The following is a 23495-nucleotide window of genomic DNA, read 5'->3' as shown; positions in this document are numbered from 1 at the left end:
GGTCCCGTATGCCCAAGCGCGCGGGTGGATATGCGGGGCCGTTCGCGGCTCCTTCCCGGGCGGGTCGTGCCCGACAATGGGCGTGTGCTGGAGATGACACGCGAGGAGTTCGAGGAACTGGTCGCCGAGGCGTTGGACCGGATTCCGCCGGAGCTGACACGGCTGATGGACAACGTCGCGGTGTTCGTCGAGGACGAACCGCCCGCGGACGACCCCGAGCTGCTCGGGTTGTACGAGGGGACACCGCTCACCGATCGCGGGGAGTGGTACGCCGGGGTGCTGCCGGACCGGATCACGATCTACCGGGGGCCGACGCTGCGGATGTGCGAGTCGCGGGCGGAGGTCGTCGAGGAGACCGAGGTGACCGTGGTGCACGAGATCGCGCATCACTTCGGGATCGACGACGAGCGGTTGCACGCACTCGGCTACGGGTGAGTCAGGGCCGTCCGGGGCGGGTGAACGGACCGCGGTGCGGGGCGCGTGTCCTCTTGTAGGTGGCGGGAGTTGGGCAGGTTGACTTCTTCGCCCGCCACTGGAGGTGGCCCCCGTGCGCCCTTTGTACGTACCTGTCCGTCTGGCCGCCACGGTGGTGGCCGTCGCAGCTGCCGCCGGCTGTATGAGTGTGGGCGACGACGCCGGCGGCGGGAGCGCGAAGCCGTCGCACTCCGCGGGGCAGCGCGGTGGTGAGGCGCCCGACGGGGGCTCGGCCGTGTCCGGGGGCGGTTCCGGCTACGGCGCGCACGGCCAGGACGGCAAGCCGGACAAGGCGAAGGACAAGGGGAAGGGCAAGAAGAAGGCCGGGAAGTCGGCGTCTCCCGAGGCCTCCGCGTCGGCCGGGGCGAGCGCGTCCGCGCCCGCGGGCGGCGGCCGGCCGCCCAAGCCGGGGCAGAGCGAGAATCCGGGTCCGACGCGTACGGCCGAGCCGACGCCCACCCGTACGGTGGAACCGGAGCCGACGCCCACCGCGGAGCCGACGACCGCCACGCCGACGCCCACGCAGGCCGAGCCCTCGTCCTCGGCGCACGAGGAGACCGGCCCGCAGCTGGGGCAGCGGGAGCCGGCACCGGCCGCGGGGGCGCCGGCGTGAGGTTCCGGGGGCGGGGTGACGGCGTCGTGAGTGACGTTGCCTACACCCGCCTCGGTCGGTTTGCCTTGGGGGGCTGGGGGTGCGTATGGTGGTAGATCGTTTGATCCCATTTGCCCGGCGCCAACGCAGAGCGCGCCGTGTGGCGCGTACTCTCCCTTGCCGTGGCTGACCGCATTGAGGCGGTCGTAATGCGAACACGGAGTTGACGGGCGCGTGCCGACGAGACTCCGGAAGGTTTCGCTTACGCATGTCCATTTCCAGTACTGATCACGTCGTCGTGCCCGAGAACGGCGAGAACAACGACGAGACGACCGCCCCCGAGATCACCTTCGCGGACCTCGGTCTGCCCGAGGGCGTCGTGCGCAAGCTCGCGCAGAACGGCGTGACCACCCCCTTCCCGATCCAGGCCGCGACCATCCCGGACGCCCTGGCCGGCAAGGACATCCTGGGCCGCGGTCGCACCGGCTCCGGCAAGACGCTGTCGTTCGGTCTGCCGACGCTGGCCCGCCTCTCCGGCGGCCGCACCGAGAAGCACAAGCCGCGCGCCGTCATCCTCACCCCGACCCGTGAGCTCGCGATGCAGGTCGCGGACGCCCTCCAGCCCTACGGCGACCAGGTCGGCCTCAAGATGAAGGTCGTCTGCGGCGGTACGTCCATGGGCAACCAGATCTACGCCCTGGAGCGCGGCGTCGACATCCTCGTCGCCACCCCGGGCCGTCTGCGCGACATCATCAACCGCGGCGCCTGCTCCCTGGAGAACGTCGAGGTCGCCGTCCTCGACGAGGCCGACCAGATGTCCGACCTGGGCTTCCTGCCCGAGGTCACCGAGCTGCTCGACCAGGTCCCGGTCGGCGGTCAGCGCATGCTGTTCTCGGCCACGATGGAGAACGAGATCTCCACGCTGGTCAAGCGCTACCTGGTCGACCCGGTCTCGCACGAGGTCGACGCCGCCCAGGGCGCGGTGACGACCATGTCGCACCACATCCTGATCGTGAAGCCCAAGGACAAGGCGCCGGTCACCGCCGCGATCGCCTCCCGCAAGGGCCGCACCATCATCTTCGTCCGTACCCAGCTGGGCGCGGACCGTATCGCCGAGCAGCTGCGCGACGCCGGTGTGAAGGCCGACGCGCTGCACGGCGGCATGACCCAGGGCGCGCGGACGCGGACACTGGCCGACTTCAAGGACGGCTACGTCAACGCGCTTGTCGCGACCGACGTCGCCGCCCGCGGTATCCACGTCGACGGCATCGACCTCGTCCTGAACGTGGACCCGGCCGGTGACCACAAGGACTACCTGCACCGCGCCGGCCGCACCGCTCGCGCGGGCCGCACCGGCACCGTCGTCTCCCTGTCGCTGCCGCACCAGCGCCGCCAGATCTTCCGGCTGATGGAGGACGCGGGCGTCGACGCCGGGCGGCACATCATCCAGGGCGGCGCCGCGTTCGACCCCGAGGTCGCCGACATCACCGGCGCCCGTTCGATGACCGAGGTTCAGGCCGAGTCGGCCGGCAACGCCGCTCAGCAGGCCGAGCGCGAGGTCAGCCAGCTCACCAAGCAGCTTGAGCGGGCGCAGCGCCGTGCCGTCGAGCTGCGTGAGGAGTCAGACCGGCTCGTCGCCCGCGCGGCGCGCGAGCGTGGCGAGGACCCGGAGACCGCGGTGGCCGAGGCGCAGGCGGCGGCGGTCGAGGCCGCCGAGGCCGTCGAGGCCGTCGAGGTGGCCGTGCCCGAGCAGCCCGCGGCGCAGGACGGTGACCGTGGCGGCTTCCGCCGTGACGACCGCGGCGACCGCGGTGGGCGTTCGTTCGACCGTGACCGTGGTGGGCGTTCCTTCGAGCGTCGCGACAACGACCGTGGCGGCTTCCGCCGTGACGACCGTGGTGACCGTGGCGGCCGTTCCTTCGACGGCGACCGTGGCGGCTTCCGTCGTGACGACCGCGGTGACCGTGGTGGGCGTTCCTTCGAGCGCCGGGACAACGACCGTGGCGGTTTCCGCCGTGACGACCGTCGCGACGACCGCGGTGGCCGTTCCTTCGACGGCGACCGTGGTGGGCGTTCCTTCGAGCGTCGCGACAACGACCGTGGCGGCTTCCGCCGTGACGACCGTCGCGACGACCGCGGTGGCCGTTCCTTCGACGGCGACCGTGGTGGGCGTTCCTTCGAGCGCCGGGACAACGACCGTGGCGGCTTCCGCCGTGACGACCGTCCGGCCGGCCGTTCCTTCGAGCGCCGTGACGAGCGTGGCGGTCACCGGGGCAGCGACCGTCCCTTCAACCGCGACCGCCGCGACGACCGCCCCGGCTTCCGCGCCGGCGGCCACGACCGCCCCTACGGCCGTCGTGACGACCACCGCGGCACCGGCGGCTCGTCCTTCGGCCGCCGCGACGACAAGCCGCGCTGGAAGCGCAACGGCTGACGCCGCTTGAGGTGACTCGACGCCGGGGCCCCACCGTTTTTCGGTGGGGCCCCGGCGTTTTTTCGGGTCGGAGTGCGGCCTGAAATCCCTTTCTCGGAAGTCTGTGCGATGGCTGTAAGATCAGCCGACTTGTGAGGCGGGTGTGAAGGCCGGGGGCCCTCGGTCTCCGTGAGTGCGCCGGGACCGTCTCCTGCTTCCCGGGGAGGACCCACTTGCCACGCCATGGCTTCGCACGGCTGCGTCTCGTCGCGGCCGCCGCCGTTTTGGCCGCCGGACTCAGCCCGTCGCTCCCGGCGGCCGCCGCACCTGACGTGCCCCGGGAGACGGTGGTCCCGGCGACGCTGCGCAGCACGTACACCTCCGGTGCTCTCTACGGCATGTCGACGTACGGGGGGAACAACGGAGCAGGTTCCCAGGGGGTGTTCCACACACTCGAGGGCTCCGGGCTGGTGTGGACGCGGTACGCGGACGGCAGGTCCACCAAGGTGGTCCATCCGGCCGGGATCTCCGGCCATGGCACGGCCGGCGGTGACGTGCTCGCGTACCGCTACGCCGACGGCCGGGTCGACCTGTGGAACGCTGCCGACGGCACGACCCGTACGGTGCGGATGCCGGAGGGCCTGACATACCTCACCGCGTACGGAGACCTGGTCGTCGCCTACCGGGACCGGACCGACGATGCCGGGACCCGCGTGCGGGAGTTCCACCTGCTGACCCAGGGGGCCGACGGCGGGACACGCGACGTGCCGGTCACCGGGACATTGCCGGAGGGGTACGCCCTCGGCGTTCCCAGGGGCGCCGGCGACGACGGGCTGTTGTTCCAGGCGGGACGGCCGGGCACCTGGGGGCCCTACGTGTGGGTCATGGTCGACAGGCACACGGGACAGGTCCAGAGCGTGACGTCGCCGTTCTCCGATCCGTACCTCAAGGCACAGGTCACCGCCGACCATGTGGTCCTGTTCAACTCCAACGACCCGGTCGTCAAGGTCTTCTCCCGGTCCGACCTGTCAGCCGCGCCGGTCGAGGTCACGCTGGAGGGCGGGGGCGTCAACCCCACGGAGGACCTCGCAGTCGTCGGTGATTGGCTGATCCACCGGCCCAGTGCCGGGACTGCGGTGCGTGCGAAGCCCATCGCGGGCGGTCCCACGGTGACCCTGCTGCCCAGTTCGAACCCGCGGGTGTCCGGCGCCCCCGACGGCACCGCGGTGGCCATCGGCCGCACGGACGCCGCTGTCGACGACTGGGGCGTCCAGCGCATCCAGCCGGGTCCGGACGGACACCCGGTCGTCACCCGCGTCAAGGCCATGTCGAAGCCGCCGGCCCCGATCCAGGGCATCTCCCTCGAACAGGGCCGCCTGGTCGTCGTGGACACCAGCACAGGGGTGCGACGCAACGACTACGTGCGGACCGTCGCGCCCACCGGAACGCCCGAGTTCGGCGAGCGTTCCGCCTTCACCCCCGGTTCCGCCCCGGAGATCGCCGACTGCCCGCTGAACGAGGTGGCCTGCTCGCAGATCTTCGGTACCGCCGACGGCCGGATCGCCTGGATGGACTTCGGTGGCGTCGAGACGTATGCGCTCCATGTCAACGGCCCGAAGGACGGGGGTGTCTGGGAGCGGGGCGTGCCCTTCGACGGGCGCATCCTCGATGTGTCGGGGCGGTACGTCCTGTACACGGACCCGGGCACGCGGTTCGTCTACAGGATGGGCGAGCACGGTGCCCCGGTCGCCGAGGCGTCCGGCGCCACCGCGCTCGACGGCGACGTGCTGTGGACGGCCGGGGCCACGCCCGGCACCGTCACGGCGCTGAACCTGTCGACCAAGAAGTCGACCACGGTCACCACCGACGCGGGTTGCAAGCCCGTCCAGCTTCAGGCGCTCGGCCGTTACCTGTACTGGACCTGTGACGGCCGGGCCGGCGTCTACGACCGTACGGCGCGGAAGTCCGTGCCCGTCCCGGCGGACGAGGCGAAGCTGGGTGACGGGTACGTGGTCACGCACGACAGACAAGCCGGCAAGCTCGTGCTCACCACGGTCGCGGGCGGCACACCGGCGAGCCGGGTCATCGGCGTCCTGCCCGACACCGGCGACTCACAGCGCGAGGTGCGGTGGACGGTCGACAGGGCCGGCGCCAACACCGCCTACGTCGACGACCAGCAGCGCGTGCACCTCGTTCCGTCCGGAGTGCCCCAGCAGCCGCTGCGGCTGCTCGGGCCGGCGCAGAACACCGCGTACATCGAGCCGCACGCGATGGATGCCGTGCCCGACACCGTGACCACAGTGCTGCTTTCGAAGCCCTCGGCGGGCTGGAAGCTGACGGTGCGGAACCAGGCGGGCAAGGTGGTCGACACGGCCAACGGTGGTGCCGCGCGCGGTGAGCTGAGCGTCGGGTGGGACGGGGACGACCCCACGCGAACCGGTGACGCCTTCCTGCCGAGCGGCTCCTACGACTGGACGCTGAGCGTCACCCCCGCGGACGGTGCGGGAGCGCCGCTGGAGGTGCGGGGGTCGGTCAAGCTGCTGCACGGCGACCCGGTGCGCCACGACCACGCGGGCCCGGCCGGGCTGCCCGACGGCACCGGCGACCTTCTGACCCTCAACTCCTCCGGCACCCTCACCTTCCAGCAGGGCACCGGCAAGGGCACCTTCTCCGGGAAGGTCTCGGGGAGCGGCTGGTCGACCAAGGCGGTCGCGGTGCCGTTCGGGGATCTGAACCGCGACCGGTGCAACGACGTGCTGGTGCGGATGAGCGACGGTTCGCTGCGCGGCTACAAGGTCAAGTGCGGTCTGGCGCCGGCGACTTCAATGTCGTACACGAAGCTCGGCACTGGCTGGAACGCCTACGACGTGCTCACCTCGCCCGGTGATCTGACCAGTGACAAGCGGCCCGATCTGCTGGCGCGCAAGGCGTCGACCGGGGACGTGTACCTCTTCGCGGCGAAGAGCGACGGGACGCTCGCGGCCGGGAAGAAGATCCGCTCCGCGTGGACCGGCTACACGAAGATCGTGGGTGCCGGGGACCTGAACGGCGACGGTCACGGTGACGTCCTCGCCCGTGACAGGGCCGGGACGCTGTGGCGCTACAACGGCCTCGGCAACGGGCTGTTGAAGGACCGGGTGAAGGTCTTCGGTGGCTGGGGCTCGGGCTACGACGTCATCGTGGGCCCGGGCGACATCACCGGGGACGGCAAGGCCGACCTCGTCTCGCGGGACGGCAGCGGCAACGTCTGGCGCAACAACGGTGACGGCAAGGGGTCGTTCGGGCCCCGCGTGAAGATCGCCGGTGGATGGCAGGGCTACAAGGGCATTTTTTAGCCATGCTGTGACGTGTGTCACGTCCCCAGGGAGGGAATCGCTGGGGACATGACAGATGACGCCATAGCGAGTGGGCCGTCGGGCGGAAAGATGTCCGACGAGGAACGGCTGGCCCAGCTCGGCTACACGCAGGTTCTCGCCCGCCGCATGTCGGCGTTCTCCAACTACGCGGTCTCCTTCACGATCATCTCGGTCCTGTCGGGCTGCCTGACGCTGTATCTGTTCGGCATGAACACGGGCGGCCCGGCGGTGATCACTTGGGGCTGGGTGGCCGTCGGTCTGATGACGCTGTTCGTGGGGCTGTCGATGGCCGAGATCTGCTCGGCGTACCCGACCTCCGCGGGCCTGTACTTCTGGGCGCACCGGCTCGCGCCCCCGCGCACGGCCGCCGCTTGGGCGTGGTTCACGGGCTGGTTCAACGTGCTGGGCCAGGTCGCCGTGACCGCGGGCATCGACTTCGGGGCGGCGTCCTTCCTCGGCGCGTACCTGAACCTCCAGTTCGGCTTCGAGGTGACACCCGGCCGCACGATCCTGCTCTTCGCAGGGATCCTGGTGCTGCACGGCCTGCTGAACACCTTCGGCGTGCGGATCGTCGCGCTGCTCAACAGCATCAGCGTGTGGTGGCACGTGCTCGGCGTCGCGGTGATCGTCGGCGCGCTGGCGTTCGTGCCGGACCGGCACCGGTCCGCGTCCTTCGTGTTCGGCGAGTTCGTCAACAACACGGGCTGGGGCAGCGGGGTCTACGTGGTCCTGCTCGGGCTGCTGATGGCCCAGTACACCTTCACCGGCTACGACGCCTCCGCACACATGACGGAGGAGACCCACGACGCCTCGACGGCCGGCCCGAAGGGCATCGTGCGGTCGATCTGGACGTCGTGGATCGCCGGCTTCGTGCTCCTGCTCGGCTTCACCTTCGCGATCCAGTCGTACGAGGGTGCTCTCACCTCCCCGACGGGCGCACCGCCCGCGCAGATCCTGCTCGACGCGCTCGGGGCGACGGCGGGCAAGCTGCTCCTGCTGGTCGTCGTCGGGGCGCAGCTGTTCTGCGGGATGGCGTCCGTGACGGCCAACAGCCGCATGATCTACGCCTTCTCGCGCGACGGCGCCCTGCCCTTCTCGCACGTCTGGCACACGGTCAGCCCACGCACCCGGACGCCCGTCGCGGCGGTGTGGCTGGCGGCGGGCGGGGCACTGGTGCTCGGCCTGCCGTACCTGATCAACGTCACGGCGTACGCGGCGGTGACGTCGATCGCGGTCATCGGCCTCTACATCGCGTACGTCATCCCGACGCTGCTGCGGGTGCGCAAGGGGGAGGCGTTCGAGCGGGGGCCGTGGCATCTGGGGCGCTGGTCGCGGATCGTGGGCGTGGTGGCGGTGGGCTGGGTCGGCGTGATCACGGTGCTGTTCATGCTGCCGCAGGTCTCGCCGGTGACCTGGGAGACCTTCAACTACGCCCCGGTCGCCGTCCTGGTCGTCCTCGGCTTCGCCTGGGTCTGGTGGCTGGCCTCGGCCCGGCACTGGTTCCTCAACCCCGGACACGCGCGGAACATCGCCCGCGAGGCGGGCCGGGTGGGGGCGCCAGAACCGGTGGATCCGTAGCACTCCGGTGCGCGAGGGCTCATTCCGGCACCCCGCGCCACCGTCGACGCGGCCGTGACTCCGATACCCGATCGGAGACACGGCCACGTCCGGCTATGCTCGTGGGGGCAACATCGCCTGGGCCCTTAGCTCAATTGGCAGAGCAGTGGACTTTTAATCCATTGGTTGTGGGTTCGAGTCCCACAGGGCCTACCGGTTGTTGGCGGGGATCGGTCCCCTCTGACCAGCTGTGCGGCGCCCGGGTCGGCTTCGGTCGACTCGGGCGCTGACTTGTTTTCAGAAAGCCTTGGCGGCCGCTACGCCGGGTCGACGGCCCGGTGCCGCTGTCCGTTGAGGTCGGGCCCGATCTCCATGGTGAAGGCCGCGTCCTGGTGGGTGCCCTCCCAGCCGCGCCAGACGTGTATGTGGACGGGTTTCGCCTCGCCGGAGCGGTGGATGTTCCACTCGGCCCTCAGATCCCGGGCGACCAGGGCCGCGGCGTACTCGGCGTCGTGGTCCGGGTGGTCGGTGGTGATCCGTCCGCGCCACTGGTCGGGGTGGATGCCATAGGTGCGGCACCCGCCGGGTCCGTACGGCTCGTCGACCCGGTACGCCCACTGCGTCACGCCGTTCGTGCTCCTCGTCCGCTCGAGAAGCGGCCGGCCCTGATCCAGAGCGGTGCCGTTGTGCGGATGATCGGCCAGGTCGGGGACGATCAGGTGCCGTGCGATGACCTCCCCTGTCAGCTGCCCGTAGAGCTCCATGATCTGGAGGTCCTGGTCGGAGGGCCGGCCGGGCTGCGACATGTGCGTCGAGATCATCCCCAGCAGCCGCCCGGTGTGATCGACCAGCGGCGTGGACTGGACCGAGCGGACACCGGAGGCGCGGAAGATCCCCTGGTGGGGGGTGAGGCTCCGGTCGTCACGGACATCGGCCGTGACCGCCTGGGCGCCCAGCCGGGCAGCCCGTCCGCAGACGGAGTGGTCGTCGTGGACCACCGCGAAGTGGTCGAGGAACTCGTCGCCGAAGCCGGACTGGGTGACCAGGACCAGCGAGTCGTCGCGAGGATCCACGAACTGGATGTTTCCGAACTCGGCGCCCAGCAGTTCCATCGCGGCCTCGGCGACCCGCGGCAGCACTGCGGCCAGCTCCGCGATGTCCCGCAGTTCCTCGGCCGAGTCCTGGAGGCTCTTGAGGGCGGATGGCTCGTCCAGGCTGAGGGCGACCCACGCGGCGAGCTGATCGGCTCTGTGCGTGGCCGCTACCTTGCGTGCCGGCCGTGGCGGTGGCGCAGACGTGTATGAGGCCGTCACATGATCGAGCGACCCGATGAGGTTGTGGGAATGGTCCATGCGCACCACACCTCAATCCCGTACCTTTTGCGACGATTCTATGCCTCTGTCGCCGACCTGGACAGAGGAATCCGCCGGTGCCGTCTCGGCTTCTCACGTTTTCGGTTGCGTCTATCCGTGAGGTATGGCTACTGTCCTCTCACGGATACATCCATTCCCAACCGTGAGGTCTGACTGTCGATGGTTGCCGAGAGCAGTGCCAGTGCGCAGATTCCCGTCCGGGTGTTCGGTGGTCCGACGGCCCTTTTCGAGTACGGCGGGCTGCGGGTTCTCACCGATCCCACGTTCGACGCCCCCGGTGACTACCCGCTGGGTGGCGGCCGGGCCCTGACCAAGACGGCGGCCTCGGCCGGGTCGGTCGACGACCTCGGACGTATCGACGTGGTGCTGCTGTCGCACGACGAGCACCCGGACAACCTCGACGTCTCCGGGCGGGCGCTGCTCGCCGACGTGCCGCTGACGCTGACCACGCCGAGCGGGGCGAAGCGGCTCGGCGGGGCCGCTCGGGGGCTCGCGGACTGGGAGTCGGTGGAGGTGGAGCGGCCCGGTGGGGGCGTCGTCACCGTGACCGGGGTGCCCGCGCTGCACGGGCCGGGCGAGCGGGCGGAGCTCGAAGCGGTCGTCGGGCAGGTCGTCGGGTTCGTGCTGACCGGGGACGGGCTGCCCACCGTCTATGTCAGCGGGGACAACGCCCAGCTCGGACCGGTCAGGGAGGTCGCCGAGCGGTTCGGTCCTGTGGACCTCGCCGTGCTGTTCGCCGGCGCCGCCCGCACCCCCGTCCTCGACCGGCAGCTGCTCACCCTGGACAGCGCACGGGCCGCCGAGGCCGCCCGGATCCTCGAAGCGCGGCGGATAGTCCCCGTCCACTTCGACAGCTGGGCCCACTTCACGGAAGGGCGGGAGGAGCTGAAGGCCGCCTTCACGGCTGCGGGGCTGATCGAGCGCGTGCAGTGGGGGTGAGGGCCTCGGGGCCGACAGGGATGCTCGGCCCGCGAGGATCGACAGCGGCACTCGTCGGCGAGGATCGACAGCGGCGCTCAGCCGGCGAGTATCGCCATGGGGGCGCTCGGCCCACGACGATCGGCAGGGCCGTTCAGCCCGCGCTGACCTTCGACAGGTCGCCCAGCGGCAGCGTGTGCTGGGTCTGGAGGACCTTCGCGCGCAGGTAGCGGACGTTGTCCGAGGTGGCGAAGACGCCGGTGGGCACGCGGTCCTTGACCGAGACGCCGAGGGTGCGCAGCTGCTCCGCCTTGTCGGGGTTGTTGGAGAGCAGGTCCAGTTCGCCGATGCCGAGCGCGGCCAGCATCTGGGCGGCGGCCGTGTAGTCGCGGGCGTCCTCAGGGAGGCCGAGGGCGGCGTTCGCGGCGTAGGTGTCGAGGCCCTCGTCCTGGAGGGCGTACGCGTCGAGCTTGTTGTAGAGCCCGATGCCGCGGCCCTCCTGGCGCAGGTACAGCAGCACGCCGCCGCGCTCCGCGATGCGCTCGACGGCCTCGCGCAGCTGGGGGCCGCAGTCGCAGCGCGCCGAGCCGAAGACGTCGCCGGTCAGGCACTCGGAGTGCAGGCGGACCAGCGGGGTGGTGCCGGGGGCGGGGTCGCCGAGGACGACGGCCACATGCTCCAGGCCGTCGGCCAGACCGTGGAAGGTGACGAGTTCGGCGTCGGCTCGGTAGCCGTCCTGGAAGCGCAGCGGGACCCGGACACGGGCGCGCTGGGTGGCGGCGGTGAAGTCGGGCATGCGGGTTCTCCGGGTTCCGTACATGGATGTCTGCTTCAGATTTGAAGCAGCTCCTCAGGTTCAGGACCCTACCCCATGCTTTAAATTTGAATCAACAGGATTGTCGTCCAGCTCACGAACAGGACTTGGCCGAGCGCCGCCGCCAGGGCACGTCGTCCCCGGTGGCGTTCGCCGCGTCCCCCTGGAAGCCCTCGGTGACCGTCGAGAAGATCTCCTCCAACTGCCCGACCTGCTCCGGGCTCAGCCGGTCGAAGAGCACCGACCGCACGGTCTCGACATGGCCCGGCGCCGCGCCCTCCAGGACCGTCATGCCCTCGTCGGTGAGTGCCGCGATGCTGCCCCGCTTGTCCCAGCGGCAGTCCTCGCGCCGCACCAGGCCGTCCTTCTCCAGCCGGGTGACGGCGTACGTCAGCCGGCTGCGGGTGATCTTCAGCCGTTCCGCGAGATCGGTCATCCGAAGCCGCCGTTCCGGGGACTCGGACAGGGTGGACAGGATGGAGTAGTACATGTGAGGCATGCCGGCCTCCTGCTGGAGCTGCCGGTCCAGCGCGTCCTCCACCAGGTGGACGGCGCCGATGTACGCGCGCCAGGCGCGCTGCTCCTCGGGGGTGAGCCAGCGAGTCGTCATGCCACCAGTGTAGGTTTGTTTCAAACTTGAACCAAGATCGCAGTCTGTCGAGCCGGAGAGCGCGCCGATGCCGTCGTACCCCTACGTCCTGCTGTCCGCCGCCGTCTCCCTGGACGGCTACCTCGACGACACCACCCCCGAGCGTCTGCTGCTGTCCGGTCCGGCCGACTTCGACCGGGTCGACGAGGTCCGGGCGTCCGTGGACGCCATCCTGATCGGCGCCGGCACGATCCGGGCGGACAACCCGCGGCTGTTGGTGAACTCGGCCGAGCGGCGGGCCGCGCGGGTGGCGGCGGGCAGGCCGGAGTACCCGCTGAAGGTCACGGTCAGCGCGTCCGGCGAGCTGGACGCGGCCGCGAACTTCTGGCACACCGGCGGCGACAAGATCGTCTACACGACGGAGAAGGGCGCGGAGCGGCTGCGCCGGGAGCCGGTCGCGGCGGACGTCGTCGCGCTGGGACCCGAGCTGGACTGGCGGGCCCTGCTGGCACATCTGCGCGAGGTGCGCGGTGTCGAGCGGCTGATGGTCGAGGGCGGCGGCACCATCCACACCCAGCTGATGACACAGGGGCTGGCGGACGAGCTGCAGCTGGTGCTGGCGCCGCTGTTCGTGGGCGACCCCGAGGCGCCGCGGTTGTTCGGGCCGGGCGGCTACCAGGGTGGCCGGCTGCGGCTGCTGGAGTCGCGTCGCATCGAGGACGTCGTACTGATGCGCTACGCGCCGACGGCACCCGGCACCGGCGCCCTCCCCGCCGCCGCGGACCGGCACTGGCTGGCGCTGGCGTGCGAGCTGGCGGAGCGGTGCCCGCCGTCGGAGACGGCCTTCAGCGTCGGCGCGGTGGTTGTCGCGGCCGACGGGACCGAGCTGGCGCGCGGGTACTCCCGGGAGGGCGGCGATCCGGTGGCGCATGCGGAGGAGGCGGCACTGGCGAAGATCGCGGCCGGGGATCCGAGGCTCGCGTCCGCCACGGTGTACAGCAGCCTGGAGCCGTGCACCCACCGCTCGTCCCGCCCGGTGCCCTGCGCGCGGCTGATCCTCCGGGCGGGGGCCCGCCGGGTGGTGACGGCCTGGCGGGAGCCGGACACCTTCGTGGCGGGCGCCGACGGGAGCGGGATGCTGGCGGCGCAGGGCGTGGAGGTGCTGGTGCTGCCGGAGTACGAGGAGCGCGCCAAGGCGCCCAACGCCCACCTGCTGCCCTGAGCGCCAGGGTGTGACACGGCCCGCACAGCTGTCCGAAAAGTCCTGGTCAGGACAGTGCCCCGGAAAGTCGTGTGCTTCGGGTCCCGCGGATGGCGTACTATTGAGTCATCGCCGCGGGGTGGAGCAGCTCGGTAGCTCGCTGGGCTCATAACCCAGAGGTCGCAGGTTCAAATCCTGTCCCCGCTACTGAAGGCTCAGGGCCGGAACTGATTCAGTTCCGGCCCTGAGTGTTTTCCCGGTCGGGCTCTCAGCGCTCGCTCCCCACCGCCGCTTCGGCAACCCTGGTGAGGTGGAGGAAGGGCGGATCTCATATGCCCGCCGGTTCGTCCGCTTGACGTCGGCGGACGGTTCTACGACCCCGAGAGGGCCTTCGCGGGACGCACCGAGGCGCTGTGCGAACCGGGGGCGTTGCTCGGTGTGCTTTCGGTGGAGGTGCGACGGCACTCCGGTGGAGGGATGGCGGACGACATGGCGCTCATTGCCGTGCGCCGACCTTGACCGTCGTCACCGGGGGTGATCGGACGACCGCCCTCCGCATAACAACTGACATACCGTCAATATCTGTGTGGCCTCTGAGGTTTGGCCAACTCGCCCGATTTAGGCCGCTCGTGACCTGTAAGTCCGGGCGAAAATCGTTAATGATCAAGAGGAACAGCTTGGAATCCGCACCTCGCGTCTATTAACGTTCGATAACGCAGCGCGGTCGTCCCAGCCGTCACAAGAGGCGGCTCCGTGCGCACGCGCCGAGTCCCGCAAGGGAGCCGGGGAACCACCACCCTGGGGTGAATCGCGCGAATATCGCCGGGAAGTCACGGTTGATATACGCGCGTAGGAGACCTTCCTGCTCCGAACCCGTCAGCTAACCCGGTAGGCGAGAAGGAAGGAAAGGAGTACGCCCACGTGGCGTCCAACCGGCCTGCTCCGCAAGCCCCGTTCGTGCCGAGTCAACGCGACACCGACACCTTCGGCTACGACCGTTTCCGCACCGACGAGGGCCCGTTCGAGGAGTGGAACCCCACCGCGGAGTCCATTCGCCCCGTTCGTGGCAGGCACCGCGTCTCCAAGCAGCGTGGCGGGGGACTCGCCCGCAGCTCCACGGTTCTCGGCGTCGGCGTCATAGCCGCCGTCGGCGCGGGCGGCATGGCCAGCGCGAACAGCGGCAAGCCGCCGGTCGCCATCACCATGCCCGACCTGCCGCTGATCTCCGACGACTCGTCCGAGCCGGCCGACGACGCGGCCACCGCGCTCAGCACGATGGGCGAGACCACCGAGCAGACCGCGCAGGGCACCTCGGACGCCGGTGAGGCGCTGCGCAGCCGGATCATCGCCCAGGCCGAGCTCCAGCAGGACCAGATCGACAACAAGGCCGCCGCCGCTGCCGTCGCCGCCGCCGAGAAGGAGGCCGCCGACGCGGCCGCCAAGGCGGAGAAGGAGGCCAAGGCCAAGGCCGCCGCCGCGAAGGCAGCCGCCGAGGAAGAGGCCCGCAAGAAGGCCGAGGCCGAGCGCCTCGCCGAGCTGGCCAAGCAGTACACGCTGCCGACCTCCTCGTACACGATCACCTCGACGTTCGGTCAGGCCGGCGCCTACTGGTCCTCCGGGTACCACACGGGCCTCGACTTCGCCGCCCCCACCGGGACGCTGATCAAGGCGATCCACTCCGGCACGGTCACCTTCGCCGGCTGGGACGGCTCCTACGGCTACAAGACCGAGATCACCCTCGACGACGGCACCGAGCTCTGGTTCGCGCACCAGTCCTCGATCAGCGTCAGCGTGGGCCAGAAGGTCAACACGGGCGACGTCATCGGCCGCGTCGGCGCCACGGGCAATGTCACCGGCGCCCACCTCCACCTCGAGGTGCACCCCGGCGGCAGCACCAGCGGCATCGACCCGATGGCCTGGCTCCAGGGCAAGGGCCTCACCCCCTGATTCCACCCCTGGACGGGTATCGCGTCTGATCCCCGGCAGTCCTGGCGACGACCCCCCGACGCCAGGGCTGCCGGTTTTCGGCATGTCCGGAAGAGTCCGTCAACGCCCCCGGTACGCCGGCCCGGTCACGTCCGGTACGGGTTGTAAGCGGGGTACGGCGCCGGGCCGTACATCGGCCCTTCGACCTGGCCGTAGGACTGCCAGTAGACCGGCAGCGGCGCCACGTGCGGGTGGCCGTAACCGTGCTCGTGCCCCCGCCAGGACTGTGCGGCGGCCGCGTGCTCCAGGGCAGGGCGGGCGAACTCCCGGCGGTGCCACAGCGCGTGCAGCAACTCCTGCTCCCGTACGACGAAGTCGGCGCCGGCCCGGCCGCGGCGGCCCCGGTGCCGCAGGAACGCCAGCGAGGTGGCGTAGGCCTCGTACTGCGCCACGGTCCGCGCCGCCGTCCGTCCGCCGTGCCGGCGCGCGTACTGCCGGGCCACCCGCCGTTCCCGCATCGAGCCCAGCGCGAACGGTTCGCCCGGCGACAGCCAGCCGGCGACGACATAGGCGGGCAGCTCCTCGCGCACGGTCCGCAGCTCGCGCTGCCGGGTCCAGATCACCAGCCAGGTCAGCAGCCCGAACGCGGGCACCATGAGGGTCGCGTACACGGCGAAGAAGCCGTACTCGCCGAAGGCCGAGGAGCCGTTCCACATCGCGTGCATGCCCATGGCGAGCAGCAGGCCGAGGAGCGGGAGCAGGACGCGGCGCACCTGCTGGCGCTCGCCCGACAGCGCGGCGATCCCGAAGCCGATGCCGGTCAGGACCGTGAAGAGCGGGTGCGCGAAGGGCGACATGATGACGCGGACGAAGAAGGTCGCCGCCGTGACGGAGGCGATGCCGCTGTCGCCGCTGAGCTGGTCGGTACCGAAGGCGGTACCCAGGTAGAGGATGTTCTCGGTGAAGGCGAAGCCGGTGGCGGTGACGCCGGCTATCACCACGCCGTCGACGATGCCGGTGAAGTCCCGGCGGCGGAACAGGAAGACCAGCAGCACGGCCGCGGCCTTCGCCAGCTCCTCCACGACGGGCGCTATGACGGTCGCGCCCAGGGTGTCCGCGTGCGACGGGTCGGCCGTCGCGGTCGCTATCCATCTCGTCGCGAAGCTGTTGGCGACGATCGCTATCAGCGCCGCCGCGCAGGCGCCCCAGGCGAACGAGAACAGCAGATTGCGCCAGGGACCCGGCTCGACCCGGTCCAGCCAGCGGAAGGACGCCACCAGCAGCGGCACGGGCAGCACGGCGAGCCCGAGTCCGACCAGGAACCCCTCGGTGCCGGTCTGCTCACGCACCAGCGCAAGGATGACAAGGCCGGAGAGCGCGAGGAGGGTGCTGAGCGCGCCGTAGCGCACCCATCGCTTCTGCCACCAGTGCGCGTGCCGCAGTGCGCCGCCGGTGGGACCGGTGGGGTGCGTCGGGTACGGGGGACAGGTGGCCACGGCATTGACCCTAACGAGGCAGGGGCGCCGCCCGCAGCAGCGCGAGGGGGCTCGGGCGCCGGTGGGGGGTTGCTGCTGTCGATGTTCTCGTCGGTGCTGTTCTTCCCGCTGCTCCTACCGCTGTACGCGGCGGAAGAGCAGGTCGTTCACCACATGACCCTTGTCCAGTCCCTGGCCCTCGAAACGGGTCAGCGGCCGGAACTCGGGACGGGGCGCGAAACCGCCGTCGGGGGCGGTGTTCTCGAAGTCGGGATGAGCGGTCAGCACTTCGAGCATCTGCTCGGCGTACGGCTCCCAGTCGGTGGCGCAGTGCAGCAGTGCGCCGGGTCGCAGCCGGGTCGCGGCGAGGCCGAGGAACTCGGGCTGGATGAGGCGCCGCTTGTGGTGCCGCTTCTTGGGCCAGGGGTCCGGGAAGTAGACGCGCAGCCCGTCGAGCGCGTCCGGCTCCAGCATCTCCCGCAGCAGGATGATGGCGTCCCCGTTGCCCACGCGGACGTTGCCGAGCCCGTGGTGGTCGGCGAGGTTGAGGAGGTTGCCCTGCCCCGGGGTGTGGACGTCGACGGCGAGGATGTTGGTGCCGGGGTCGCCGGCGGCCATCTGCGCGGTGGCCTCGCCCATGCCGAAGCCGATCTCCAGGACGACGGGGTTGTCGTTCCCGAACAGTTCGGCCAGGTCGACGACGTGCTGCCCGTCGATGTCCAGGCCCCATTTGGGCCACAGTCGCTGCAACGCGTCCGCCTGGCCCGCGGTCACCCGGCTGCGGCGCGGCTGGAAACTGCGGATCCGCCGCTCGAAGTGCGACCCGGCCGGATCGGCCTTGGGCCCGTCCGGGAACCGCGGCTCACCCTTGGCCCGGGTGTGCCGGACGGAGACCCCGGGGGCATGACGCACGCCCTCTTCACCGGTTCCGGGCTGAGCCGGGGTGGTGGCGGGCTGGGGGGCTTCGGAGGCGTTGAGGGAGTCAGACACAGTGGGGTCGATTTTACGGGGAGCGGGACGCACCGGGTTTCACACCGAGCCCAGCACCGCCAGCGCCCTGCGGGCCACCTCCCGGCCGATCGGCAGCGAAGCCGTCGCCGCGGGGCTCGGGGCGTTCAGTACGTGCACCGCCCGGGGGCCCTCGCTGATCAGGAAGTCGTCCACCAGTGACCCGTCCCGCAGCACCGCCTGCGCCCGCACCCCCGCGGCCGAGGGCACCAGGTCGTCCGACGTCACCGCGGGCAGCAGCCTGCGCACCGCCACCGTGAACGCCGCCTTGGACACCGACCGCCGCAGCTCCCCGGCGCCGTACCGCCAGTGCCGGCGCGCCATCCGCCAGGCTCCCGGCCAGGCCAGCGTCGTCCCGACCTCCCTGGGCCGTACGACACCCCAGTCGTAGCCCTCCCGGGCCAGCGCCGGCACCGCGTTGGGGCCGATGTGCACGCCGCCGTCGATGCCGCGCGTGAGATGCACGCCGAGGAAGGGGAACGCCGGGTCCGGCACCGGATAGACCAGCCCCCGCACCAGCTCGGGCCGTGCCAGGGAGTAGTACTCGCCCCGGAACGGCACGATCCGCACCTCCGGCTCGTCCCCAGTGAGCCGGGCCACCTCGTCGCAGTACAGCCCGGCGCAGTTCACCAGGACCCGTCCGCGCACGATGTCCCCGGCCGTCGTGCGCACGGCGACCCCCAGGTCCGGCCGCCGGTCGACACGCTCGACCTCGGCGCCGTAGCGGATGTCCGCCCCCGAGCCCTCGGCCAGCTGCCGGGCGACCCCGACGAAGTCGCACACGCCCGTCGTCCCGACGTGTATGGCGGCGAGGCCGCGCACCTCGGGTTCGTACTCCGTGATCTCGGGGGACCGCAGCTCCCGGACCGGAATGCCGTTCTCCCGGCCGCGCTGCACCAGGGCGTGCAGGCGGGGCAGCTCCTCGCGCTCGGTCGCGACGATCAGCTTGCCGGTGACGGCGTGCGCGATGCCGTACTCCGCGCAGAACTTGACCATCTCGGCGGCGCCCCGCACCGCGTACCGCGCCTTGAGGGATCCCGGCCGGTAGTAGATCCCGCTGTGGATGACCCCGCTGTTGCGTCCCGTCTGATGCCGGGCCGGTCCCGGTTCCTTCTCCAGCACGGTCACCCGGGTGCCCGGCGCCGCCCGCGTGATCGCGTACGCCGTGGCCAGCCCGACGATGCCACCGCCGACCACGAGCACGTCACAGTCGTAAGCGATCGCCCGCACCTGCCCCACCTCCCGGTTCCGATAATGCACTGCGCCACTGACAGTGCGGTCAAACCCACGGAACGCCGCGCTCCGTCCCCGGTGCCGGCGCTCGTGCCCCCGGCGAGGCGATTCCCGGTGATTACGGGGGAGAACCTTGGGCAAGGCCGGGAATTCCGGCCATTCGCCTGCCTCGAATCGGCCACGGAAAGTTCACGCGGTTCGCCGCAGGGCAGCACGAAGGGCGGCCCGGGCATGCCGGGCCGCCGGTCCTCCGGGCGGGACACCTAGGCCGGCGCCATCAGCAGCGGCCGTGCCCGCTCCCGCAGCTCCACGACCCGCGGTTCGTCGCCGTAGGGCTCCAGGCGGTGCAGCAGGTCCTTCACGTACTCCGTGGTGCGCGCGGACGATATCCGCCCCGCGACCTCCACCGCCCGTACGCCCTGCTCGCAGGCCGCGTCGAGGTTGCCCGACTCCAGCTCGGCGACCGCGGAGACGACCAGCCGCAGCCCGTGCGAGCGCACGAACTCCTCCGTCGGCTTCGACAGGGCCTGCTCGGTGAACCGCCGCACCTGGCGCGGCGCCTTCAGGTCCCGGTAGCACTCCGCGGCGTCCGCGGCGAAGCGGTCGTAGGAGTAGAAGCCGAGCCAGGACGGGTCGTTGTCGCCCTCCCGGGAGCGCTCCAGCCAGCCCTCCGCCGCCTTCAGGGCGGCGCCGGCCGCCTGCGCGTCATTGGCGCGCGCGTGCGCGCGTGCCTCGACGAGACGGAAGAAGCTCATGGTGCGGGCCGTGGCCAGCCCCCGGTTGCGTTCCAGCGCGGCCTGCGCGAGGTCGACGCCCTCGTCGCCGAAGCCCCGGTAGGTCGCCTGGAGCGACATCGACGCGAGGACGTACCCGCCGAGGGGTACGTCGGCCGCCGCGCGGGCGAGCCGCAGCGCCTGGATGTAGTACCGCTGCGCGGCCTCCTGCTGCCCGGTGTCGAAGGCCATCCACCCGGCGAGACGGGTCAGCTCGGCACTCGCGCCGAACAGGGCCCGGCCCACCTCGTCCGAGTACGAGCCGAGCAGCAGCGGTGCCGCCTCCACCCGTAAGCACTCGGGCACCATGGACGAACGCCAGTCGCCGCCTCCGTACTTGGAGTCCCAGCGCCTGGCGTCCTCGGCGGCCTCCCGCAGCTTCTGCACATCGCTGTGGCCGACTTTGAGCGGTGCGCCGGAACCCTCGGAAGGGCTCACCTCGCGCGCGACCGAACTGTCGGCCGGGGTTATCAGCCACCGTGAGGCAGGCGTTGCGTATGCGCTCACCGCGAACGATCCGGCGAGCGACTGCCAGATGCCGCCGGATCCCGCGCGGCGGCCGGCGAGGTCGAGACGGTAGAGCTCCGTCGCCGACTTCACCGCCTGTCCGACGTCACGGGGGAAGGCGAGGCCCACTTCGGGTGCGGGGTCCGCGTCCGCCAGGCCGATCTCGTGGAGCGGCACGGGGCGGCCGAGCTTCTGGCCGATCGCGGCGGCGATGAGGTGCGGCGCGGCGCCCTGCGGCACCATGCCCTTCGACACCCAGCGCGCCACCGAGGTCTTGTCGTAGCGAAGAGTCAGGCCCCGCTGAGCGCCAAGGTCGTTGACGCGCCGAGCGAGTCCTGCGTTGCTGATTCCCGCGAGGGCGAGAACGGCGCCGAGCTTTTCGTTCGGCCCGCGTTGCTCCCTGGACATGCGCCACCCCTCGACACAGACGGCTGCCGCGCTGGCATAACCACGCGGCATTCGTAAACCCAGCGTAGTTCGCCGCATCCCAAGCGTTAAGGGGCATTCTTCCGGATGGCGGGATTGTGGTCCGTACTCAAGTGCGCACCCCCTACGCACAGTTGTGACGTGCCCCCGGTGTGTGGCCGTGCGCCCGTCCGTGCGCTCTTCTCCAGCCATCCGGGGAGCGGTTCCATGGCTCTTGCGTGGGTCGGCCCGCTGTACTGGATCCAGTGGGCTGGGGGATTCCGCCGCCTACATCCCCGCGGGCGGCGGAACGGTCCGGGGGGCGCACTCCGTTCCCCGGACTGCGCACGCGACGAGCACGGCGAGTAGTGCGGAGGGCTTGTACGGAGCGTGCGTGAGCCTGTCCCTGCGACGCTGATTTGGCCGAAAATCGACCCCGCCTTTCGCGGGTGATTGCCCCTCCTACCATGGCAGTTGAGGGCGCGAAGGAAGTTTTTAGGGAGCGTATCGGGGGCGCATTCGCGCCGCGGAATTGCTCGATCCTGTCGCTCGGCACACGCGGACCGCGTGCTCTCGCGCGGGTGGATCCCCTTGCCCCGTACGGGTGTTCAGAGCGCGTGCCGGCCGCCCAGCGGGCGCCTGCCCAGGCCTGACCGCCCGATCCCGACCTGCTCCGCCGCCGCTCCGGCACGCTTCCTTCATGGCAGCATGGTGAACCGGTTCGTACGGTGCACTGGTTGTCCACAGCCTGTGGAGGCGTCCATGCGGTGGTTGGTGGGATGGAGCAGCACCGCCGCGGTGGCCGCCGGAATCGGCTCCGCCGGGGCGACCGGAGGCGACGGCGAGACCGTGCACCCGGTGGGGTCCCAACTCCTTTGGGGCGACCCCGATCCGCTGTGGGCGGTCGGCGACTGGCGCCCCGACGAGGTCCGCGTGGTGAAGGCCGACCCGCAGAACCGGATCGCCGTCCTCGGCACCTGCGGGGCGAGCGACGAACAGCTCCGCCTCGGCCTGTTCGCCGCGCGCGGAGGGGCACTTCGCCATCTGACGGCCTGGTCGGGCAGCTACACGGCCGTCGTCCAGGTCGGCCGCCGGCTCATGGTGTGCGGCGACCTGGCGGGCGCCCGGCCGGTGTTCTACACCCCCTGGGCGGGCGGTACCGCGTACGCGACCGCCGCGCTCCCCCTCGCCGACCTCATCGAGGCCAACCTCGACTTCGGACACCTCGCCGCCCTGCTCGCCGCCCCGGACGTACCGGCCGCCCTGCACGACTCCACCCCTTACGACGGCGTACGGCGCATCCCGCCGGGACATGCGCTCATCCTGCGCGCCGGAGCACGCGAGATCGCCGGATACGAGCCCGTCGCCTCGCTCGCGGTCGCGGCACCGCCGGCCGACCCGGACAGTGCGGTGGACGACGTCCGCGACGCCCTGGTGGAGGCGGTACGCGCGCGTCTGTCGGCGCCCCGCCACGTCCCCGACATCGACCCCGGCCCGGTGCCCGGGATGGGGCCGGCCGAGCGGCGGGCCGCGCGCGGGATGCCGGTTCCGGGCATCGGTGCCGACCTCTCCGGCGGCCCCGCGTCGGGCACCCTGGCACTGCTGGCCGCCGGCCTCCCGGGCATGCCGGGCACGGTGCTGGGCCACGGCACGGGCGCGGGCGAACGCCTCCTGGCGGTCACCTTCAACGACCTCGCGGTCGGCGGCCGAGAGGCGGAACTGGAACGGGCGGGCGCGCTCGCGGCCAACCCGCGCCTGCACCACGTGGTGGTGGCCGGCGGCGAGGAGACACTGCCGTACGCCGACCTGGACGGCCCGCTGACCGACGAGCCCGGCCCGAGCCTGGTGACGGCGGCCCGGCACCGCGCCCGCCTCGCGTCCGGCAGCGCCGACCACTTCACCGGCTACGGCGCCCGCCAGGTCCTGGACGCCCACCCGGCCCGCCTCGCCGACCTCCTGATGGACCGCAAACGACGTCACCTGGTGCGCCCGGTCGCGGCCCTGGCGAAGGCCGACGGCTCGGTGCTCGTCCCCGCGCGCGTGTACGGCGCGGCACGGAAGCTGGCCCGGACCCCGTACCGGACGGGACTGGAGTCCCTCGCCGACCGTCTGATGGAACGCCGCTTCGACGAGCCCGGAGGGGCCGTCGGGGCCTCGCTCGCCGCGCTCACCTGGGCCAGACCGGGCCCCGCGGCGCGCTGGCTGACCGGTGAGGCGCTGGCTGAAGTATCGGTTCGCCTGCAAGCGTCGACGAGCCGCAACGGAGTGGGTCCGGGCCAGCGTCCCGGCGATCACCGCGCGCGTGCGGCCCTCGCCCGGTACGCCTCCGACATCCGGATCCTCGAACAGGCCGCCGAGATCCGCTCCCAGCGCCTGCACACGCCGTTCCTCGACAACCAGGTCGTCCGTGCCTGCCGGGCCCTGCCGGAGGCCCTGCGCGTGCAGCCCGGCGCCCGCGCGGCGATCCTGCGCACGGTGCTTGAGGGAGCCGGCGTCGCCGACCTCCCGCTCGGCTGGGGCGTCCCCTCCCACGCCCCGGCGGCGGTGGCGGCCCGCACCGGCCTGAGGGTGGCCACCGACTCCCTGATGAACCTCTTCGGCACCCCCCTCCTCGCCCAGGCGGGCCTGGTGGAGGCCCGAGTCGTCCGCAAGGCCCTCCGCGCGGCGGCCGAGGGCGAGCCCCTCCCCCTGGACGGCCTCGCCGACCTCGTCTCCCTCGAACTCTGGCTCCACCGGCTGCTGGCCCGCCGAGGCACCTGCTGGACGGGAACCCCGGCCCGGCAGCGCGCCGTACCGGCGGGGATCACGCCGCAGCGGGGAGCGTTGGGGGCCGGTGCCGGGGGCCGGCGCGTGTAGGGGAGCGCGGTGGGGCGCCTCGCCC

At 71.5% G+C, this 23495-nt stretch carries 16 protein-coding genes, 2 tRNA genes and 1 riboswitch; of the genes, 11 read left to right on the top strand and 7 right to left on the bottom strand.

Annotated features, from left to right (window positions below):
* Positions 1 to 84 precede the first annotated feature (84 nt).
* The 6 genes from PGH47_RS20455 to PGH47_RS20430 all read left to right on the top strand — a co-directional run bounded on the left by PGH47_RS20455 (position 85) and on the right by PGH47_RS20430 (position 8605).
* Positions 85 to 435 carry a metallopeptidase family protein gene (locus PGH47_RS20455; protein WP_030962302.1) on the top strand — a complete coding sequence of 117 codons (351 nt, stop codon included), beginning with the start codon at positions 85 to 87 and terminating at the stop codon, positions 433 to 435.
* Positions 436 to 547: 112 nt separating this feature from the next.
* Positions 548 to 1087 carry a hypothetical protein gene (locus PGH47_RS20450; protein ID WP_271664643.1) on the top strand — a complete coding sequence of 180 codons (540 nt, stop codon included), beginning with the start codon at positions 548 to 550 and terminating at the stop codon, positions 1085 to 1087.
* A 247-nt stretch (positions 1088 to 1334) separates the two neighbouring features.
* A complete protein-coding gene (locus PGH47_RS20445) occupies positions 1335 to 3500 on the top strand; it encodes a DEAD/DEAH box helicase (RefSeq protein ID WP_271664642.1) in 2166 nt (721 codons plus the stop codon).
* Between the two features lie 212 nt (positions 3501 to 3712).
* Positions 3713 to 6814: an FG-GAP-like repeat-containing protein gene (locus PGH47_RS20440; RefSeq protein WP_271664641.1), complete on the top strand. Its 3102-nt coding sequence runs from the start codon at positions 3713 to 3715 to the stop codon at positions 6812 to 6814.
* A 48-nt stretch (positions 6815 to 6862) separates the two neighbouring features.
* On the top strand, positions 6863 to 8413 hold the full coding sequence (locus PGH47_RS20435) for an amino acid permease (protein WP_271664640.1): 1551 nt from the start codon (positions 6863 to 6865) through the stop codon (positions 8411 to 8413).
* Between the two features lie 119 nt (positions 8414 to 8532).
* A tRNA-Lys gene (locus tag PGH47_RS20430) sits at positions 8533 to 8605 on the top strand.
* Positions 8606 to 8709: 104 nt separating this feature from the next.
* Here PGH47_RS20430 and PGH47_RS20425 read toward each other — a convergent pair.
* A complete protein-coding gene (locus tag PGH47_RS20425) occupies positions 8710 to 9744 on the bottom strand; it encodes a GAF domain-containing protein (RefSeq protein ID WP_271664639.1) in 1035 nt (344 codons plus the stop codon).
* Positions 9745 to 9924: 180 nt separating this feature from the next.
* On the opposite strand from PGH47_RS20425, the gene PGH47_RS20420 reads away from it, so the two are divergent.
* Complete coding sequence (locus tag PGH47_RS20420) at positions 9925 to 10704, top strand: MBL fold metallo-hydrolase (RefSeq protein WP_271664638.1); 780 nt, start codon at positions 9925 to 9927, stop codon at positions 10702 to 10704.
* A 133-nt stretch (positions 10705 to 10837) separates the two neighbouring features.
* On the opposite strand, the gene PGH47_RS20415 is transcribed toward PGH47_RS20420, so the two are convergent.
* Positions 10838 to 11479 carry a GTP cyclohydrolase II gene (locus PGH47_RS20415; protein WP_271664637.1) on the bottom strand — a complete coding sequence of 214 codons (642 nt, stop codon included), beginning with the start codon at positions 11477 to 11479 and terminating at the stop codon, positions 10838 to 10840.
* Between the two features lie 112 nt (positions 11480 to 11591).
* The gene (locus PGH47_RS20410) at positions 11592 to 12107 is read right to left on the bottom strand and encodes a MarR family winged helix-turn-helix transcriptional regulator (RefSeq protein ID WP_271664636.1); all 516 of its coding nucleotides are present in this window, start codon (positions 12105 to 12107) and stop codon (positions 11592 to 11594) included.
* Positions 12108 to 12174: 67 nt separating this feature from the next.
* Between PGH47_RS20410 and PGH47_RS20405 the strand changes: the two genes are divergently transcribed.
* The 3 genes from PGH47_RS20405 (at position 12175) to PGH47_RS20395 (ending at position 15234) form a co-directional block, all read left to right on the top strand.
* Entirely contained in the window at positions 12175 to 13308 is a 1134-nt protein-coding gene (locus tag PGH47_RS20405) for a dihydrofolate reductase family protein (RefSeq protein WP_271664635.1), read from the top strand.
* A 112-nt stretch (positions 13309 to 13420) separates the two neighbouring features.
* A tRNA-Met gene (locus PGH47_RS20400) sits at positions 13421 to 13494 on the top strand.
* Positions 13495 to 14039: 545 nt separating this feature from the next.
* Positions 14040 to 14197: riboswitch (cyclic di-AMP (ydaO/yuaA leader) on the top strand.
* An 11-nt stretch (positions 14198 to 14208) separates the two neighbouring features.
* Positions 14209 to 15234, top strand: a complete 1026-nt coding sequence (locus tag PGH47_RS20395; RefSeq protein WP_271664634.1) for a M23 family metallopeptidase — start codon at positions 14209 to 14211, stop codon at positions 15232 to 15234.
* 125 nt (positions 15235 to 15359) lie between these two features.
* Here PGH47_RS20395 and PGH47_RS20390 read toward each other — a convergent pair whose 3' ends face one another.
* From PGH47_RS20390 to PGH47_RS20375, 4 genes are all read right to left on the bottom strand, one after another.
* Positions 15360 to 16709, bottom strand: a complete 1350-nt coding sequence (locus tag PGH47_RS20390; protein ID WP_271664633.1) for a PrsW family intramembrane metalloprotease — start codon at positions 16707 to 16709, stop codon at positions 15360 to 15362.
* Between the two features lie 114 nt (positions 16710 to 16823).
* Complete coding sequence (gene trmB, locus PGH47_RS20385; RefSeq protein ID WP_271664632.1) at positions 16824 to 17678, bottom strand: tRNA (guanosine(46)-N7)-methyltransferase TrmB; 855 nt, start codon at positions 17676 to 17678, stop codon at positions 16824 to 16826.
* 39 nt (positions 17679 to 17717) lie between these two features.
* Complete coding sequence (gene lhgO, locus PGH47_RS20380; protein WP_271664631.1) at positions 17718 to 18926, bottom strand: L-2-hydroxyglutarate oxidase; 1209 nt, start codon at positions 18924 to 18926, stop codon at positions 17718 to 17720.
* Positions 18927 to 19192: 266 nt separating this feature from the next.
* Entirely contained in the window at positions 19193 to 20617 is a 1425-nt protein-coding gene (locus PGH47_RS20375; RefSeq protein WP_030958941.1) for a hypothetical protein, read from the bottom strand.
* A 759-nt stretch (positions 20618 to 21376) separates the two neighbouring features.
* Between PGH47_RS20375 and PGH47_RS20370 the strand changes: the two genes are divergently transcribed.
* Positions 21377 to 23470 carry an asparagine synthase-related protein gene (locus tag PGH47_RS20370; protein ID WP_271664630.1) on the top strand — a complete coding sequence of 698 codons (2094 nt, stop codon included), beginning with the start codon at positions 21377 to 21379 and terminating at the stop codon, positions 23468 to 23470.
* Positions 23471 to 23495: the final 25 nt, after the last annotated feature.

Origin of the sequence: Streptomyces sp. HUAS 31, from assembly GCF_028198125.1 — a bacterium.
GTDB classification, from domain to species: domain Bacteria; phylum Actinomycetota; class Actinomycetes; order Streptomycetales; family Streptomycetaceae; genus Streptomyces; species Streptomyces chartreusis.
This window is presented reverse-complemented; position numbering and strand designations above follow the sequence as displayed.

What these genes read in the sequence shown, in the direction of transcription:
- PGH47_RS20445 (WP_271664642.1), top strand. Translation starts at nt 1,335, where the DNA reads ATGTCCATTTCCAGTACTGATCACGTCGTCGTGCCCGAGAACGGCGAG.
- PGH47_RS20435 (WP_271664640.1), top strand. Translation starts at nt 6,863, where the DNA reads ATGACAGATGACGCCATAGCGAGTGGGCCGTCGGGCGGAAAGATGTCC.
- PGH47_RS20425 (WP_271664639.1), bottom strand. Translation starts at nt 9,744, where the DNA reads ATGGACCATTCCCACAACCTCATCGGGTCGCTCGATCATGTGACGGCC.
- PGH47_RS20420 (WP_271664638.1), top strand. Translation starts at nt 9,925, where the DNA reads ATGGTTGCCGAGAGCAGTGCCAGTGCGCAGATTCCCGTCCGGGTGTTC.
- PGH47_RS20415 (WP_271664637.1), bottom strand. Translation starts at nt 11,479, where the DNA reads ATGCCCGACTTCACCGCCGCCACCCAGCGCGCCCGTGTCCGGGTCCCG.
- PGH47_RS20410 (WP_271664636.1), bottom strand. Translation starts at nt 12,107, where the DNA reads ATGACGACTCGCTGGCTCACCCCCGAGGAGCAGCGCGCCTGGCGCGCG.
- PGH47_RS20405 (WP_271664635.1), top strand. Translation starts at nt 12,175, where the DNA reads ATGCCGTCGTACCCCTACGTCCTGCTGTCCGCCGCCGTCTCCCTGGAC.
- PGH47_RS20375 (WP_030958941.1), bottom strand. Translation starts at nt 20,617, where the DNA reads ATGTCCAGGGAGCAACGCGGGCCGAACGAAAAGCTCGGCGCCGTTCTC.
- PGH47_RS20370 (WP_271664630.1), top strand. Translation starts at nt 21,377, where the DNA reads ATGCGGTGGTTGGTGGGATGGAGCAGCACCGCCGCGGTGGCCGCCGGA.